Origin of the sequence: Streptomyces huiliensis (assembly GCF_020037025.1) — a bacterium.
Taxonomy (GTDB): Bacteria; Actinomycetota; Actinomycetes; order Streptomycetales; family Streptomycetaceae; genus Streptomyces; species Streptomyces huiliensis.
In genome coordinates this window covers 1-15,849 of the sequence record NZ_JAIQLH010000023.1, presented here as the reverse complement: position 1 = coordinate 15,849, position 15,849 = coordinate 1, and the positions used below count along the sequence as shown (strand labels likewise).

The 15,849-nt window shown below is 69.9% G+C and carries 13 protein-coding genes and 1 tRNA gene; 4 read left to right on the top strand and 10 right to left on the bottom strand.

Annotation, left to right across the window (positions count from 1 at the left end; translation table 11 throughout):
• Positions 1-91: 91 nt before the first annotated feature.
• Entirely contained in the window at positions 92-1,522 is a 1,431-nt protein-coding gene (locus JNW98_RS05550) for a lysine N(6)-hydroxylase/L-ornithine N(5)-oxygenase family protein (RefSeq protein ID WP_223766934.1), read from the top strand.
• Here JNW98_RS05550 and JNW98_RS05545 read toward each other — a convergent pair.
• Positions 1,478-3,304 (bottom strand): bifunctional metallophosphatase/5'-nucleotidase, encoded by a 1,827-nt coding sequence (locus JNW98_RS05545; protein ID WP_223766993.1) that lies wholly within the window; start codon positions 3,302-3,304, stop codon positions 1,478-1,480. The two genes, JNW98_RS05550 and JNW98_RS05545, sit on opposite strands and share 45 nt — an antisense overlap.
• A 217-nt stretch (positions 3,305-3,521) precedes the next feature.
• On the opposite strand from JNW98_RS05545, the gene JNW98_RS05540 reads away from it, so the two are divergent.
• Both JNW98_RS05540 and pyk read left to right on the top strand, forming a co-directional pair.
• Positions 3,522-4,214, top strand: a complete 693-nt coding sequence (locus tag JNW98_RS05540; protein WP_223766933.1) for an SIMPL domain-containing protein — start codon at positions 3,522-3,524, stop codon at positions 4,212-4,214.
• 155 nt (positions 4,215-4,369) lie between these two features.
• Complete coding sequence (gene pyk, locus JNW98_RS05535; protein ID WP_223766932.1) at positions 4,370-5,806, top strand: pyruvate kinase; 1,437 nt, start codon at positions 4,370-4,372, stop codon at positions 5,804-5,806.
• Between the two features lie 16 nt (positions 5,807-5,822).
• On the opposite strand, the gene JNW98_RS05530 is transcribed toward pyk, so the two are convergent.
• Together JNW98_RS05530 and JNW98_RS05525 are read right to left on the bottom strand one after the other, a co-directional pair.
• Positions 5,823-6,596 carry a helix-turn-helix domain-containing protein gene (locus JNW98_RS05530; RefSeq protein WP_223766931.1) on the bottom strand — a complete coding sequence of 258 codons (774 nt, stop codon included), beginning with the start codon at positions 6,594-6,596 and terminating at the stop codon, positions 5,823-5,825.
• A 118-nt stretch (positions 6,597-6,714) separates the two neighbouring features.
• A tRNA-Leu gene (locus tag JNW98_RS05525) sits at positions 6,715-6,789 on the bottom strand.
• A 96-nt stretch (positions 6,790-6,885) separates the two neighbouring features.
• Between JNW98_RS05525 and JNW98_RS05520 the strand changes: the two genes are divergently transcribed.
• On the top strand, positions 6,886-7,539 hold the full coding sequence (locus JNW98_RS05520) for an ANTAR domain-containing response regulator (protein ID WP_223766930.1): 654 nt from the start codon (positions 6,886-6,888) through the stop codon (positions 7,537-7,539).
• Between the two features lie 91 nt (positions 7,540-7,630).
• Here JNW98_RS05520 and JNW98_RS05515 read toward each other — a convergent pair whose 3' ends face one another.
• The 7 genes from JNW98_RS05515 to JNW98_RS05485 form a co-directional block, all read right to left on the bottom strand.
• Positions 7,631-8,347, bottom strand: a complete 717-nt coding sequence (locus JNW98_RS05515) for an ABC transporter ATP-binding protein (RefSeq protein WP_223766929.1) — start codon at positions 8,345-8,347, stop codon at positions 7,631-7,633.
• Positions 8,344-9,330 carry an ABC transporter ATP-binding protein gene (locus JNW98_RS05510; RefSeq protein ID WP_223766992.1) on the bottom strand — a complete coding sequence of 329 codons (987 nt, stop codon included), beginning with the start codon at positions 9,328-9,330 and terminating at the stop codon, positions 8,344-8,346. Before JNW98_RS05510 ends, JNW98_RS05515 begins: the two co-directional genes overlap by 4 nt.
• Before the next feature lie 5 nt (positions 9,331-9,335).
• Positions 9,336-11,528, bottom strand: a complete 2,193-nt coding sequence (locus tag JNW98_RS05505) for a branched-chain amino acid ABC transporter permease (protein ID WP_223766928.1) — start codon at positions 11,526-11,528, stop codon at positions 9,336-9,338.
• A complete protein-coding gene (locus JNW98_RS05500; protein WP_223766927.1) occupies positions 11,528-12,484 on the bottom strand; it encodes a branched-chain amino acid ABC transporter permease in 957 nt (318 codons plus the stop codon). The genes JNW98_RS05505 and JNW98_RS05500 overlap by 1 nt, the downstream gene beginning before the upstream one ends.
• A 136-nt stretch (positions 12,485-12,620) precedes the next feature.
• A complete protein-coding gene (locus JNW98_RS05495; RefSeq protein WP_223766991.1) occupies positions 12,621-13,844 on the bottom strand; it encodes a branched-chain amino acid ABC transporter substrate-binding protein in 1,224 nt (407 codons plus the stop codon).
• A gap of 296 nt (positions 13,845-14,140) precedes the next feature.
• Positions 14,141-14,608: a PaaI family thioesterase gene (locus tag JNW98_RS05490; RefSeq protein ID WP_223766926.1), complete on the bottom strand. Its 468-nt coding sequence runs from the start codon at positions 14,606-14,608 to the stop codon at positions 14,141-14,143.
• Between the two features lie 112 nt (positions 14,609-14,720).
• Positions 14,721-15,849, bottom strand: a 1,129-nt coding sequence (locus JNW98_RS05485) for a molybdopterin dinucleotide binding domain-containing protein (protein ID WP_308015491.1), incomplete at its 5' end; no start/stop codon positions are given.

The following is a 15,849-nucleotide window of genomic DNA, read 5'->3' as shown; positions in this document are numbered from 1 at the left end:
CTTGAAGCGGTCCTGATGTATCGAACAAACAGGGCATAAACGACTTGTCCGGCTGAGTTCGCCGCCGCCCACGGGAAGGCCGCACCCCCGCATGAGCAATCCCCCGTCCCCCGACCAGACTCCCGACGCACCCCTCGACTTCGCGGGCATCGGCATCGGCCCCTTCAACCTCTCCCTCGCCGCCCTCGCGCACCCCCTGTCGGACCTCCACGCGGCCTTCTATGACGAGAATCACACGTTCCGCTGGCACCCCGGACTGCTCATCGACGGCACCCGCATCCAGGTCCCGTTCCTCGCCGACCTCGTGACCCTCGCCGACCCCACCAGCCCCTGGACCTTCCTCAACTACCTCAAGACGCGCGAGCGCCTCTACCCCTTCTACTTCGCCGAGCGCTTCCACATCCAGCGCGCCGAATACGACGCCTACTGCCGCTGGGTCAGCGAGAACCTCACCAACCTGCACTTCGGCCACCACATCGACGCCGTCCGCTGGAACCCCGAACGCGTCCTCTTCGAGATCGACTACACCCAGCTCGACCGCGACGGCGAGGCCGAGGCCCTGGGCCGCACCTACGCCCGCAACGTCGTCCTCGGCATCGGCACCACCCCCGACATTCCCGAACCCCTCCGCCCCCTCGTCGAGGCCCACGGAGTCCCCGTCCACCACTCCGCCGACTACCTCGACCACCGCGCCGACCTCCTCGCCGCCGAGCACGTCACCGTCATCGGCTCCGGGCAGTCGGGCGCCGAGATCTTCCTCGACCTGCTCCGCCACCGCCCCGTCGGCCGCGAGAAGCTCCACTGGCTCGCCCGCACCCCCGCCTTCGCCCCCACCGAGACCAGCCGCCTCGGCCGCGAACACTTCACCCCCGACTACGGCCAGTACTTCCACGCCCTCCCCGAGCCCGTCCGCGACCAGGCCCTGCCCCAGCAGTGGCAGCTCCAGCAGGGCATCGACCCCGCCACCATCACCGCCATCCACGACGAGCTCTACCGCCGCAGCCTCCACGGCGGCTGGCCCGACACCACCCTCACCCCGGGAGTCTTCGTCCGCACCGCCGGACGCGTCGGCACCACCCGCGTCGAGCTCCACCTCGAACACCACCAGCAAGGCACCCGCTCACGCCTCACCACCGACGCCGTCGTCCTCGCCACCGGCTACCGCGAACGCCGCGTCGACCGCCTCCTCGCCGCCCTCGACCCCTACATCCGCCGCGACTCCGGCGGCCGGCCCCGCATCGACGCCCAGCACCGCCTCGTCCTCGACCCCCTGGTCAAGGGCGCCGTCCACGTCCAGAACGCCGAAACCCACACCCACGGCATCGGCAGCTCCGACCTCGGCCTCGCCGCCTGGCGCAGCGCCACCATCCTCAACGCCATCACCGGCACCACCCACTACCCGCTGCCCCACCGCACGGCCTTCACCACCTTCGGCCTGGAGCCGCGGCCCACGCCACGGCCCCACACCGCACCACCCTCAGAAAAGCGGCACACCATCCCGCGTCAGCTTCCAGTCCACTGACGCGAACTTCGCCACGTCGATCACCTGCCGCGCCTTCACCCAGCCGATGATCGTGTTACGGATCTCCTCCGAATTCGCCCACACCTGCTTCGCCCGCGCCACATGCGGGAAATTCCCGCCACCACTCGCCCGGTAGTTGTTCACCGCCAGCACGAACTGCGCGGAATCGTCCAGCGGCTTCCCGTCGAACAGCAGCTTCCCGATCCGCGCACCCGGCGCCTTCGCGATGTCGATCTCGTAGGAGAGGCCGCTCACCACGTCGTAGTTGTAATCCGGAATGCTCTCCGCGTTCGTCAGCTTCGCCGGATCCACCGGAGCACCCGCCGGCGTCCGCACGTAGTACCGCGCCGAGAACTCCAGGTACTCCCGCAGCTGCGCGCCGGTCAACACCCGCGCCTCCAGCGTGTTCTCGAACGGATACAGCCCCGCCACCTCACGGACCGACACCTGCCCCGCCGGAACCGCCGCCGTCCGCGAGAAACACGACGCCTGCGACAGCACCGGCAACGACGCGTACGCCGTGCCCTGCAACGCCGCCCGGACGGTCTCCGCCTGCACGTGATTGATGAAATCGATGATCGGCGTGTCCCGGTACGGAGCCTCCGCCGCGCTCATCGCCGCCGTCGACGTCCCGATCCGCTGGTTCACATACGCCACCACCTTCCGGTGCTGCCCCCGCACCAGACCGGTGACCATGGAGTCCTCGGCGGCCGTGTTCGAGTTCAGCACCTTCGACGACACCGACTCGACCTGCCAGCCACCCCGGCCCCACACCAGCTCGAAGTCGAACAGCGTCAGCCGCTGCCCCCACTTCAACGGCTCCGACAGCACCACCGGCCGGCCCGTCTCCTTGTTCACCACCCGGTACTCCGGCACCTCCACATGCGCGTGCCCCACCAGAATCGCGTCGATCCCCGGCACCCGCTCGGCCACCAACGCCGCCGCGTTCTCCACATGCGGCAGCGCGTCACCGTAGGACGACGTACCGCTCGTCCCCGAATGCGCCGCCACGATCACGACGTCCGCACCCATCGACCGCAGCCGCGGCACCCACTTCGCCGCCTGCTCCTCCAGGCCGGGGAAAACCATCTTCCCCTGCACGTTCGCCTTGTCCCAGATCGCGATCCCCGGATTCGTCAGACCCAGAATCGCCACCCGCACATCCCGCCCGTGCGGCGTCCGCATCCGCTTGATGACATACGGCCGGAACGCCGGCCGCATCGTCTTCGCGTCCAGCGCGTTCGCCCCCAGCAGCGGGAAACGGCACTGCTGCTCGAACTTCCGCAGCACCGGAATGCCGTAATTGAACTCGTGGTTCCCCAGCGCCGCCGCGTCGTATTCCATGGCGTTCATCGCCAGCGCCATCGGATGCACCGGGCCGCGGGCGCCGGTGATCGGCTCCACCCGCGCGTAGTAATACGCCAGCTGCGTCCCCTGGATCGTGTCACCCGCGTCGATGAGCAGCGTGTTCCGCCGCCCCTTCGCCTTGCGGACCTGCTTCACCAGCGTCGATATCTTCGCCAGGCCCACATCGTTGTGCGCCTTGTCGTCGAACTCCGCGTCGGTGAAGTAGTCCCAGTTGAAGACGTTCCCGTGCAGATCCGTGGTGCCCATGACGGTGAACGCGTACCGCTTCGTCCTGCCGTGCCCGTGGCCCCCGTGCGCCCCCGCGAGCGACTGCTCACCGGCCGCCGCCGGCGCGGCGCCCACCGCGCCGGTCAGGGCCACACCCGCCCCCGTAGCGGCCGTACGCCCCAGAAAACGCCTACGGTTGAGCGGCATCGAATTCCCCATCCCTTTACCTGACGATCTCACCGCACCCGGCCCTGAACCGGCTGCGTCCGACAACGACACCGGACGGCCGCAACACATCACCAGCCCCCGGTACAACGCGCGTAGATTCTGGCCCCCACAGGCCCCGCCGCAACACCCTTGCAAGGTTGCGATCCGATGACTCCGGACAGTCCCGCCGACGAACACGGACTGGGACGCTAGCCCCATGACCGCAACCGAGCCGCTGCCCTACGGAACCCCCGACACCCCACGCGTCGCCGTCCGCGGCGAGGCCCACCTCGAAGTCGACCCCGAAATCGCCCGCCTCGGAATCACCATCAGCGCCCGCGGCACCGACCGCCACAAAGCCCTGGACGACCTCACCCGCCGCAACAACCACATCATCGAACTGCTCAAAACCCACGGCGACGCCGTCGAGAAAATCGAAACCGGCGCCATCACCATCACCCCCCAACTCAACGACAAAGGCCGCCACGAACGCATCCGCGCCTACCGCGGCCACGTCCATCTCACCGCCACCCTCAGCGACTTCACCATCCTCGGCGAACTCACCACCCGCCTCTCCGACCTCGAACTCACCCGCATCGACGGACCCTGGTGGGCCCTCCGCACCGACTCACCCGCCCACCGCGAAGCCCGCCGCCAAGCCGTCCACGACGCCGTCCAACGCGCCCGCGAATACGCCGAAGCACTCGGCTCCCGCCTCGTCGCCCTCGTCGAACTCGCCGACACCGGAGCCGAACACCCCACCCCCGCCACCCCACCCGCCCGCCCAGCCATACTCCGCAGCGCCGGCTACGCCGGCTCCACCCCCGCCGCCCTCGACCTCGAACCCCAGCGCCAGAGCGTCTACGCCCACGTCAACGCACGGTTGACCATGACCCCGCCCACCCTGTGACCCGGCGCGCGAGGGGGCGCCCGGGAAGCGCTCCACCGCTCATCGGAGCGCCCCCGCGCACGTTTCACTAGTTGTCAACGGAGCTTTACCCAACGGACGTTGGGCGGCCGTGTCCAGCCGATTCTCTACCCGCCGGTAGGTCATAAGGTCGTGCCATGCGCCGAGCGAAAATCGTCTGCACCCTGGGGCCCGCGACCGACTCGTACGAGCAGATCAAGGCCCTCGTCGAAGCCGGCATGGACGTCGCCCGCTTCAACCTGAGCCATGGCACCCATGCCGACCACGAGGCGCGGTACGAACGGGTGCGGAAAGCCGCCGAGGAGACCGGCCGCAACGTCGGCGTCCTCGCCGACCTTCAAGGCCCGAAGATCCGCCTCGGCCGCTTCCTCGAAGGTCCCGTACTCCTTGAACGCGGCGACACCTTCACGATCACCGTCGAGGACGTCCCGGGCGACCGCCACCAGTGCGGCACCACCTACGACGGCCTCGCCGCCGACGTCACCCGCGGCGAACGCATCCTCGTCGACGACGGCCGCGTCACCCTCGAGGTCGCCGAAGTCAACGGACCGCGCGTCCGCACCGTCGTCCTTGAGGGCGGCATGATCTCCGACCATAAGGGCCTCAACCTCCCCGGCGTCGCCGTCTCCGTCCCCGCCCTCTCCGCGAAGGACGTCGAGGACCTCCGCTGGGCCATCACGACCGGCGCCGACATCGTCGCCCTCTCCTTCGTCCGCAGCGCGCGGGACATCGACGACGTCCACCGCGTCATGGACGAGGAGGGCCGCCGGCTCCCCGTCCTCGCGAAGATCGAGAAGCCGCAGGCGGTGGAGAACCTCGACGGCATCATCGCCGCCTTCGACGGCATCATGGTCGCGCGCGGCGACCTCGGCGTCGAAATGCCGCTCGAAACGGTCCCGATCGTCCAGAAGCGCGCCATCAAACTGGCCAAGCGCAATGCCAAACCCGTCATCGTCGCCACCCAGATGCTCGACTCGATGATCGACGCCTCCCGCCCCACCCGCGCCGAGGCCTCCGACGTCGCCAACGCCGTCATCGACGGCACCGACGCCGTGATGCTCTCCGGCGAGACCAGCGTCGGCAAATACCCCATCGAAACCGTCCGCACCATGAGCCGCATCCTTCAGGCGGCCGAAGAGGACATCCTCGCCCAGGGGCTGCCCCCGCTCACCGAGCGCAGCAAGCCCCGCACCCAGGGTGGTGCCGTCGCCCGCGCCGCCGCCGAGATGGGCGACTTCCTCGGCGCCAAGTTCCTCGTCGCCTTCACCCAGTCCGGCGACACCGTCCGCCGCCTCTCCCGCTACCGCTCACCCATCCCCCTCCTCGCCTTCACCCCCGAACCCGCCACCCGCTCCCAACTCAACCTCACCTGGGGCGTGGAGACCTTCCTCGGCCCGATGGTCCAGACGACCGACGAAATGGTCAGCCAGGTCGACGAATACCTCCTCCGCATCGGCCGCTGCCGCAAGGGCGACATGGTCATCATCACGGCCGGCTCCCCGCCCGGCACCCCCGGAACGACCAACCTCGTGCGGGTGCACCACATCGGAGAGGACGACGGGCCGAAGGGGTAGCCCCCGGTCACGGGGGTCAGTACTTCGGGCCGATGTGGGCGTCCATGAGGGCGACGGACGCGCGGCGGGCGACGGAGACGTTGTACGGAGCGCCGTCGCGACGGGTGATCGTCCACTCGACGCCGACCTTGCCGAGGGTGTCGCAGTACAGCCGCCGGATGTCGTCGGACTTGTTGGTGAAGAAGTAGCGGGGATACTCGTAGCGCTTGCTTTTGCCTCCGATGATGCGCGTGGTCCAGTTCGTCATCCGGCAGCCGTCGGAGTGGACGAGACCGCGCAGGAAGTCCCAGGGGTGGGTGTCGACGATGCGCTGCTGCCATGGCGCCAACTCAATGGTCCGCTCGTGCTTCTTGCCGGGGCCGTGCTGGGGAAAGACGCATGGCCAGTGCCTGCTGCAACTGGCGACCGCGACGCAGCCCTGTCGCTGGACGACGCAGACCTTGTTCTCGGGGCGCACGCGTTCCATCGCCGCTCTGCAGGCGTCGATGAGGCCGGGCCACGCGTCCGCGCAGGCGATGCGGAGCGTGTAACCGCCGTTCGGATGCCTGCTGACGCACCCGTCGCCGAGGTAGAGCCCCAAGAGGTAGGCGTAGGCGCGGGTGTCGGCGGGTGGCTCGGGATCGGCGCGGCAGAGTGAGCACAGGGAGCGGCTGGATCGCCGGGGTTCGAGTCGAGTGAGCCAATGCCGGATCGCGCATCGGGATATCCCGGTTTGCTTGCTGACCGCGTTGAGGCTGAAGCCCTGATCGACGAGGGCGAGGGCCTGTCGACGTGTGGCGAGGTCGTACATGAGAGCGAGCGTGACGCGAAGGGCGTCGCTATGTCGGAATTCGCGGCGATGTTCACCGTGAGGAGTGAAGATCTCCAACGTCGGCACTCAAGGCGTGACCTTCGAAATGAAGCTAAAGTGCCCCGGGTCGGATTCGAACCGACACTGTATGGGTTTTGAATCCATTGCCTGCTGCCAATTGGGCTACCGGGGCCTTGCAATGTAAGGAGAGTGTATACCCCTCCGGTACTCAAAACTACAGCACTCGGTACCCTCATGGAGCACCGCCTGTACCGGACCGAGGAGACCCGTGAGCGCCGCCGAGCCCCAGCCGCCCGTCGACGACGAGCCGCAGCACACCCCTCCGCACACCACGCGCGTCGTGATCGCCGAGGACGAGGCGCTGATCCGCCTCGACCTCAAGGAGATGCTTGAGGAAGAGGGCTACTCCGTCGTGGGCGAGGCGGGCGATGGCGAGACGGCGGTCGCGCTGGCGCGGGAGCACCGGCCGGATCTGGTGATCCTGGACGTGAAGATGCCGGTGCTCGACGGGATCTCCGCGGCCGAGCGGATCGCCGCCGAGTCGATCGCGCCCGTGCTGATGCTCACCGCGTTCTCGCAGCGTGAGCTGGTGGAGCGGGCGCGGGACGCCGGGGCCATGGCGTACCTGGTGAAGCCGTTCAGCAAGAGCGACGTCGTGCCGGCGATCGAGATGGCCGTGTCGCGGTTCACGGAGCTGAAGGCGCTGGAGAAGGAGGTCGCGGACCTCTCGCAGCGGCTGGAGACGCGCAAGCTGGTGGACCGGGCCAAGAGCGTGCTGCAGACGCAGTACGGGCTGACGGAGCCGGCGGCGTTCCGGTGGATCCAGAAGACGTCGATGGACCGCCGGATGTCGATGCAGCAGGTGGCGGAGGCGGTCATCGAGGACGCGCGGGAGAAGAAGGCGGCCAAGGAGCAGTCGTAGGGGAGGCCGGTCGTCGTCCGGTCGTGTGCGTGGGGCCCGTGTCCGGGATGGACGCGGGCCCTTCGTGTTGTGCGGGGGTTTCCGGTCGCGGTCAGTCCTCGCCGAGGTAGGCCTTGCGTACGGACGTGTCGCCGAGGAGTTCGGGGCCGGTGCCGGAGAGGACGATGCGGCCGGTTTCCATGACGTGGCCGTGGTCGGCGAGGGTGAGGGCGGCCTGGGCGTTCTGTTCGACGAGCAGGATGGTGGTGCCGTCGGCCTTGAGCTCGGCGATGGTGGTCATGATCTTCTGCATCATGATCGGCGAGAGGCCCATGGAGGGTTCGTCGAGCATGAGGAGTTTGGGGCGGGACATCAGGGCGCGGGCCATGGCGAGCATCTGCTGTTCGCCGCCGGAGAGGGTGCCGGCGGGCTGGCGGGCGCGTTCGCCGAGGATCGGGAAGAGCTGGTAGGCGCGTTCGACGTCCTGGGCGACGGCGGTGGTGTCCTTGCGGAGGAAGGCGCCGAGCTGGAGGTTCTCGGCGATGGTGAGGCGGGGGAAGATGTGGCGGCCTTCGGGGGAGTGGGCGAGTCCGAGGGCGACGATGCGGTGTGCGGGGACGCGGGTGAGGGGTTTTCCGTCGAAGCGGATGCTGCCCGCCAGGGGGTGGAGGAGGCCGGAGAGGGTGCGGAGCGTGGTGGTTTTTCCGGCGCCGTTGGTGCCGATGAGGGTGACGATCTCTCCGGCGTTGACGGTGAAGGAGATGCCTTTGACGGCTTCGATCTTGCCGTAGGCGACGCGGAGGCCGCGGACTTCGAGGAGGGCCGTCATCGGGGGTCGTTCTCCTCGGGGTGAGTGCGGGTCGGTTCGTCCGGGCCCGGTGCCCGCTCCCTGGCCTCCGCTTGTGCCCGGGCCGCCATGGCCGCCGCGGCGGCCGCCGTTTCCGCCGCCCGGGCCGCTTCCGCGGCCTCGACCTCGGCGGCCTCGTCCTGTCCCGGCTCGCCTTCGAAGGGGGTGCCGAGGTAGGCGGCGATGACGCGTTCGTCGCTCTGGACGGTCCTGGGGGTGCCTTCGACGAGTTTCCGGCCCTGGACGAGGACGGCGACGTGGTCGCAGAGGTTGAAGATGAAGCGCATGTCGTGCTCGATGACGAGGACGGCGATGCCCTGGTCGCGGATGGCGAGGACGAGGTGTTCGGCGGCGCGGGTCTCCTGGGGGTTCATGCCGGCGGTGGGCTCGTCGAGGAGGAGCAGGCCGGGGTCGCTGGCGAGGGCGCGGGCGATCTCGAGCCTGCGTTGTTCGCCGTAGGGGAGGTTGCGGGCGAGGTGGTCGGCCTTGTCGGCGAGGCCGGTGAAGTCCAGGAGTTCGCGGGCGCGTTGGTGGGAGGCGCGTTCGGCGCGGTGGAAGCCGGGGCTGCGGAGGAGGGCGGAGAAGAGGCCTTCGTGGGTGCGGGTGTGGCGGCCGACGAGGACGTTCTCCAGGACGGTCATGCTCGGGAAGAGGCGGATGTTCTGGAAGGTGCGGGCGATGCCCGCCTGGGTGACGAGGTGGGGTTTGGCGGGGAGGACGGTGTCGCGGTAGACGACGGTGCCTTCGGTCGGGACGTAGAGGCCCGTGAGGCAGTTGAAGAAGGTGGTTTTTCCGGCGCCGTTGGGGCCGATGAGTCCGACGATCTGTCGGTCGTGCACGGTGAGGTCGACGGAGCGTACGGCGGTGAGGCCGCCGAAGCGCATGGTGACGCCGGTGGCGGTGAGAACGGGTGCGGCGGCGGGGTCGGCGGGGCCGGTGGGGGCAGTGGTGGCGTCGGGGGCCATGGTGGTCACGCCTCCGCTCGGGTGAGGGGTGTGGCACCGGTGGAATCGGTGGCGGAGACGTTCGCGGTGGTGTCGGCGTCGTCGTGGAATTCGAGCCGCTTGCGGCGGTCGGCGACGAGGCCCTCGGGGCGGAAGCGCATCAGGAGGATGAGGGCGACTCCGAAGAGCAGGAGTTGGTAGTCCTGCATGAAGTCCATCTTGTTCGGGATGAGGTAGAGGAGGGCGGCGCCGACGATCGGGCCGGTGATGGTGCCCATGCCGCCGAGGATGACGGCCGCGAGGAGGAAGGCGGAGTTGGGTGGGACGGTGCCGGCGAACTGGTACTGGTCGGGGGTGGCGGTGGTGATGACGTGGGCCTGGACGGTGCCGGCGAGGCCGGCGAGCGCGGCGCCGAGTGCGAAGGCGAGGAGTTTGAGGCGGAAGGCGTTGATCCCCATGGCGGTGGCGGCGGTCTCGTCCTCGCGGATGGCGATCCAGGCGCGGCCGATGCGGGAGGCGGCGGCGCGGCGGAAGACGAGGACGACGGCGATGGTGGCGAGGAGCATGAGGAGGTAGTAGTTGCCGAAGCGGCCGATGGGGGTGCCGAGGAGGTCGTGGGTGTCGCCGAAGTCGAAGCCGCCGATGGCGAGGTCGGGGACGTTGGGGATACCCATGGCGCCGTTGGTGATGTCGGGCCCGGTCTTCCCGTTGAGGTTGAGCATGGTGATGCGGAAGATCTCGCCGAAGCCGAGGGTGACGATGGCGAGGTAGTCGCCGCGGAGGCGGAGGGTGGGGGCGCCGATGAGGACGCCGAAGACGAGGGAGGTGCCGATGCCGGTGAGGATGGCGGCCCAGAACGGGAAGTGGACGCCGGCGGCGGATTCGGGAGAGCCGGAGACGAGGGCCGCGGTGTAGGCACCGACGCCGAGGAAGGCGACGTAACCGAGGTCGAGGAGGCCGGCGAGGCCGACGACGACGTTGAGGCCCAGGGCGACGGTGGCGAAGATGAGGATGCTGGTGGCCAGGTTGGTGTAGGCGTCGCTGGTGAGGGTGAGGGGGAACGCCGCGGCGGCGATGAAGGCGGCGGTGAGGGTGATGGTGTGGTGCCGGGCCGTGAGGGTGCTGAGGCGGTCGGTGAGGCCGGAGCGGCCGACGGCGGCGAGTCCGGTGCAGGTGAGCAGGAGGTAGCCGACGAAGAGTTCGCCGTACTCGGCTTCTATGCCGTAGGTGAAGAGGCCGAGTCCGAGGGCGAAGGCGGCGGCGATGAGGAGGATGTCGGCCCAGGCGGGGAGTGGGATGGGGGCGGGGGTGCGGCCGGGGGTGAGGCTGTGGCGGAAGCGGTGCCAGGGGTTGGCGGGGGCGGTGTTTTTCGGGGCGCCTGGGATGGTTGGGTTGCCCAGGGCGTTTGGGTGGCCCGGAGTGCCCGGAGTGCCCGGAGTGCCCGGAGTGCCCGGAGTGCCCGGAGTGCCCGGAGTGCCCGGAGCGGTCGGGGCGGTCGGGGTGGTCGGGGCGTGTGAGGGGATCGGGCCAGGGGAGAGGCGCGGGTCGGCCGGAACTTCCGGGTGGTTGGAGACGTGCGCGTGGTCCGAGGCGTTAGCGTGCTCGGCGTGCCCGCCCTGCCCGGCGTGCTCGGCCTGCCCAGCACGGTCTGAGCGTGCCGGACGTTCCGGGGGCTCCGTGTGTTCGAAGTGGTCGAAGTGATCCGAGCGATCCGGGTACGGCCGCGCCGGGGGCAGGCCGAGCGCGCCGAGGACGGCGGCGAGCGTGGCGCCGCCGGCGAGGAAGCCGCCGGGTTCGAGGTTGACGAGGCCGCCGAGGTCGGTGGTGATGGCGCCGAGCGTGTACCAGGTGGCGGCGAAGGTGCCGAGGGCCAGGAGGACGGTGGGAGCCGTGGTGCCGGAGGGGGCCAGCCAGCGGAGTCCGCGGACGCCGTAGCCGGCCAGGACGTGCAGCAGCGTCAACGCGGCACCCACGAGGGTGATGTTCTGGAGCCCGCCGGGATATCCGGTGACGGTGAGGTTGCCGGGGAATGAGGTGGTCCAGGTCCAGGCGAGGAAGGTGGAGACGATCGCGAGGAGGGCTCCCGCGCCGGTCAGCAGGCGGGCGGTCGCCGGAGGCAGCGGGATCGTGGCGGGCACCGAGGGCGCGGCGGAGGCCGCGGAGGCCGCGGCGGACGGTCGTCCTCCGGCGGTGTGGCGGCGGGGGAGGCGCACGGTCATCACGCCCGATCCGCGACGCGTTCGCCGAGCAGGCCCTGGGGCCTGAGCAGCAGGACGAGGATGAGGAGGACGAAGGCCCAGACGTCCTTCCAACTGCCGCCGCCGAACTGGGACATGCCGGGGATCTCCTCGATGTAGCCGGTGGCGAGGGCTTCCGCGACGCCGAGGACGACGCCGCCCAGCATGGCGCCGTAGATGTTGCCGATGCCGCCGAGGACGGCCGCGGTGAAGGCCTTGAGGCCGGTGATGAAGCCCATGCGGAAGTCCACCTGTCCGTATTTGAGGCCGTGGGCGACGGCGGCGACGGCGGCGACGGCGGCGACGGCGGCGACGGCGGCGAAGGTGGCGCCGATGGCGAAGGCGATGACGATGATGCGGTCGGTGTTGATGCCCATGAGCTTGGCGGTGTCGGGGTCCTGGGCGGTGGCCTGCATGCCGCGGCCGGTGCGGGTCCTGGCGACGAAGAGGCCGAGGGCGAGCATGCACAGCGGGGCGGCGATCAGCAGGAAGACCTCGCCGCGCTGGACCGTGGCGCCGAGGATCTTGAGGGACTCGCCCTTGAACTGGGGGAACACCCGGGCCTTCTTGGCGTCGGGGTACCACTTCCAGACGGCCTGCTGGAGGGCGATGGAGAGGCCGATGGCGGTGATGAGCGGGGCGAGGCGCGGGGCGCCGCGCAGCGGCCGGTAGGCGAAGCGTTCGGCGGCCACGGCGATGGCGACGGCGGCGGCGATGCCGCCGAGGATCATGAGGGGGAGGGCCAGGAGCAGCGCGGTGCCGTCGGGGAGGGCGAGGTGGACGGTGAGGGCGCCGAAGCCGCCGACCATGAAGATCTCGCCGTGGGCGAAGTTGATGAGCTGGACGATGCCGTAGACCATCGTGTAGCCGATCGCGATGAGGCCGTACATCGCGCCGAGGATGAGTCCGTTGGCCAGCTGTTGCGGCAGTTCGTGCACCGCCGGGCCTCCGTGGGGTGGGAAGGGTGCGGGCGGCCGGCACGGGTGGGTCCGCGCCGGCGGGGTGGGCGCACGGCAGGGGCGTGGGGAGCGCCGAGGGAATCGTTTCGGCGGGAGTGGTCGGGCCCCCGGTGGGTCAGCGCTTGAACTCGGCGCTGTGGCGGGCCTTCCAGACGTTTCCGTCGACCTGGTAGGCGGTGATCATGGTGTTGGTGGTGTCGCCGTACTTGTCGAAGGAGACGGTTCCGGTGACGCCGTCGAACTTGACCTTGTTGAGGGCCTCGACGACCTTGGCGCGGGCGCCGTCCGGCAGTTTGCCGCCGTTGTCGGCGACGATGGCCTTGACGGCCTGGATGATGGCCCAGGTGGCGTCGTAGGTGGAGCCGCCGTACGCCTCGTAGCGGTCCTTGTAGCCCGCGGCTTTGTAGTCGTCGATGAACTTCTTGGCGGAGTCGAGCTGTTCGACGGGTTTGCCGACGGAGGTGGCGTAGTCGCCGGCGGATTTCTTGTTGAGTTTGATGTAGTCGGCGCTGTACATGCCGTCGCCGCCCATGAGGGGGGCCTTGACCCCGCTCTCCTTGAGCTGCTGGCTGAGGGGTGCGGCGGCCGGGTATTCGCCGCCGTAGAAGACGAGGTCGGCGCCCGAGCTCTTGGCCTTGGAGACGATGGCCTTGAAGTCGCGGTCCTCGGGGTTGACGTGCTCGGTGCCGGCGATCTTTCCGCCGAGTGAGGTGAACTGGGTGGAGAAGGCGGCCGCGAGGCCGACGCCGTAGGTCTTCTGGTCGTCGATGACGTAGGCGGTCTTGGCCTTGATCTGGTCGTGGGCGTATTTCCCGCCGAAGGCGCCCTGGACCTCGTCGGTGGTGGCGGTGCGGAAGTAGGTGCTGAACTGCCGTTTGCGCCGGTCCTGTTTCCAGTCCTTGCCCTGGGTGAGGTCGGGGGTGGTGTTGGCCGGGGAGATGAGGGCCACGGTGTTGGACTGGGCGACCTGCTGCATGGACTGGGCGACGCTGGAGTTCAGCGGGCCGACGATGCCGACGACCTTCTTGTCGCCGGCGAGTTTGGTGGCGTTCTGCTGCCCTGAGGTGGGCTGGGCCTGGTCGTCCAGCGCGGACAGTTCGAAGGTGACGCCGGGGACTTCGTTGCTCTTGTTGGCGTTGGTGACGGCGAGGTGGGCGGAGTTCTTGATGCCCTGGCCCAGGGCGGAGAGGTCGCCGGTGAGGGGGGCGTCGAGGCCGATCACCACGGTGGTCTTCTTGCCTCCCGTGTCGCCGTTGTCGCCCCCTTTGTCGTCGTCGCGGGATCCGCAGGCGCTCAGGGTGAGGGCCCCGGCGGTGAGTGCGGTGGTGAGCAGGAGCAAGGGACGGTGTCGCACGGTGGGTCCTTTCCCTGGCGCGGCGGCTTCGCTGTGGTGCGGGTGCCGTGTCGCTCGCCGGGCAAGGACGGAGGAGGGAACGGGTGCGAACCGCCCGGCGGGGTGGCGGATGGCCGTGACTGTAAGGGCTGGGCGGCAGGCCGGGGCAGAGGTTCCGTCCAGGATGTGACTCTCTTGTTATGACGGCGATCACATTCCGCAAAGGCGGGTCCGGATCGGTCGCCCGGTGGCGCCCCGGGTGGCCGCGGCGGGCGGAACGGTCCGCCGCGGACCGGGAGTTGTCAGGCGGATGCCTGCGGATTGTCGCGGATCACGCAGGTGAGGCGGGCGGAGCAGACGCGCTTGCCCTGCTCGTCGGTGACGGCGATTTCGTATGTGGCGCTGGTGCGCCCGCGGTGCACGGGGGTCGCGATACCGGTGACGAGGCCGGAGCGGGCGCCGCGGTGGTGGGTGCAGTTGAGGTCGACGCCCACGGCGATGCGCGTGGGGCCGCCGTGCAGCATGGCGCCGACGGAGCCGAGCGTCTCGGCGAGTGCGGCGGAGGCGCCGCCGTGCAGCAGCCCGTACGGCTGGGTGTTGCCCTCGACCGGCATGGTGCCGACGACGCGGTCGGGGGACGCCTCGACGACGCGGAGGCCCAGGCGGTTGCCGAGGTGTCCCGCCGAGAAGAGGGCGGGCAGGTCCAGGCCGGTGCCGGCCCAGGCATCGAGGATCTCCTGCGGAAAGACGGTCCGGCTCTGTTCGCCCATGCTTCTCGGCTCCCCTGGTGCTCGTGGCGTACGTGAGGTGCGCGTCGACTTCAGGTGCGCGTGGTGCCTGAAGTGACGCGTAGACGTGTAGTAGACGTGTAGACGTTTGTTATCAGGTGGTGCTCACGGGGCGCTCGGTGGGTTCGAGCCGGATGACGACGGACTTGCTGGCGGGGGTGTTGCTCTGGTCCGCCGTGTGGTCGAGCGGGACCAGGACGTTGGTCTCGGGGTAGTACGCGGCGGCGCAGCCGCGTGCCGTCGGGTAGTGGACGACGCGGAAGCCGGGGGCGCGCCGTTCGGTGCCGTCCGTCCACTCGCCGACGAGGTCGGTGTACGCGCCGTCGGCGAGCCCGTGCTCGCGGGCGTCGTCGGGGTGGAGGAGGACGACGCGGCGGCCGTTCTTGATGCCGCGGTAGCGGTCGTCGAGGCCGTAGATGGTGGTGTTGTACTGGTCGTGGGAGCGGATGGTCTGGAGGAGCAGCCGGCCTTCCGGGACCTGCGGGAACTCGACGGGCGCCGCGGTGAAGTTGGCCTTCCCCGTGGTGGTGGGGAAGGTGCGGGAGTCGCGGGGCGCGTGGGGCAGGGTGAAGCCGCCGGGGCGGGCGACGCGGGCGTTGAAGTCCTCGAACCCGGGGATCACGCGGGCGATGCGGTCGCGGATGGCGCCGTAGTCCTCCTCGAAGCGCTCCCAGGGGGTGGCGGAGGCGGTGCCGAGGACGGCGCGGGCCAGGCGGCAGACGATGGCGGGCTCGGAGAGCAGGTGCGGGCTCGCGGGGTCGAGGCGGCCGCGGGAGGCGTGGACCATGCCCATGGAGTCCTCGACGGTGACGAACTGGTCGCCGCCGCGCTGCCGGTCGCGTTCGGTGCGGCCGAGGGTGGGCAGGATCAGGGCCCGCGCCCCGGTGATCACGTGCGAGCGGTTGAGCTTGGTGGAGACGTGGACCGTGAGGCGGGCGCGGCGGACGGCCGCTTCCGTGACGTCGGTGTCGGGGGTGGCGGAGACGAAGTTGCCGCCCATGGCGAGGAAGACCTTGGCCTGGCCGTCGCGGAGCGCCCGGATCGCGCGGACCACGTCGAGGCCGTGCTCGCGCGGCGGGGCGAAGCCGAACTCCTTCTCCAGGGCGTCCAGGAAGGCGGGGGCGGGGCGTTCGAAGATGCCCATGGTGCGGTCGCCCTGGACGTTGCTGTGGCCGCGGACGGGGCACACGCCGGCGCCGGGGCGGCCGATCGCGCCGCGCAGC

What these genes read in the sequence shown, in the direction of transcription:
- JNW98_RS05505 (WP_223766928.1), bottom strand. Translation starts at nt 11,528, where the DNA reads ATGACCGTGCGCCTCCCCCGCCGCCACACCGCCGGAGGACGACCGTCC.
- JNW98_RS05490 (WP_223766926.1), bottom strand. Translation starts at nt 14,608, where the DNA reads ATGGGCGAACAGAGCCGGACCGTCTTTCCGCAGGAGATCCTCGATGCC.
- pyk (WP_223766932.1), top strand. Translation starts at nt 4,370, where the DNA reads ATGCGCCGAGCGAAAATCGTCTGCACCCTGGGGCCCGCGACCGACTCG.
- JNW98_RS05510 (WP_223766992.1), bottom strand. Translation starts at nt 9,330, where the DNA reads ATGGCCCCCGACGCCACCACTGCCCCCACCGGCCCCGCCGACCCCGCC.
- JNW98_RS05515 (WP_223766929.1), bottom strand. Translation starts at nt 8,347, where the DNA reads ATGACGGCCCTCCTCGAAGTCCGCGGCCTCCGCGTCGCCTACGGCAAG.
- JNW98_RS05540 (WP_223766933.1), top strand. Translation starts at nt 3,522, where the DNA reads ATGACCGCAACCGAGCCGCTGCCCTACGGAACCCCCGACACCCCACGC.
- JNW98_RS05545 (WP_223766993.1), bottom strand. Translation starts at nt 3,304, where the DNA reads ATGCCGCTCAACCGTAGGCGTTTTCTGGGGCGTACGGCCGCTACGGGG.
- JNW98_RS05550 (WP_223766934.1), top strand. Translation starts at nt 92, where the DNA reads ATGAGCAATCCCCCGTCCCCCGACCAGACTCCCGACGCACCCCTCGAC.
- JNW98_RS05530 (WP_223766931.1), bottom strand. Translation starts at nt 6,596, where the DNA reads ATGTACGACCTCGCCACACGTCGACAGGCCCTCGCCCTCGTCGATCAG.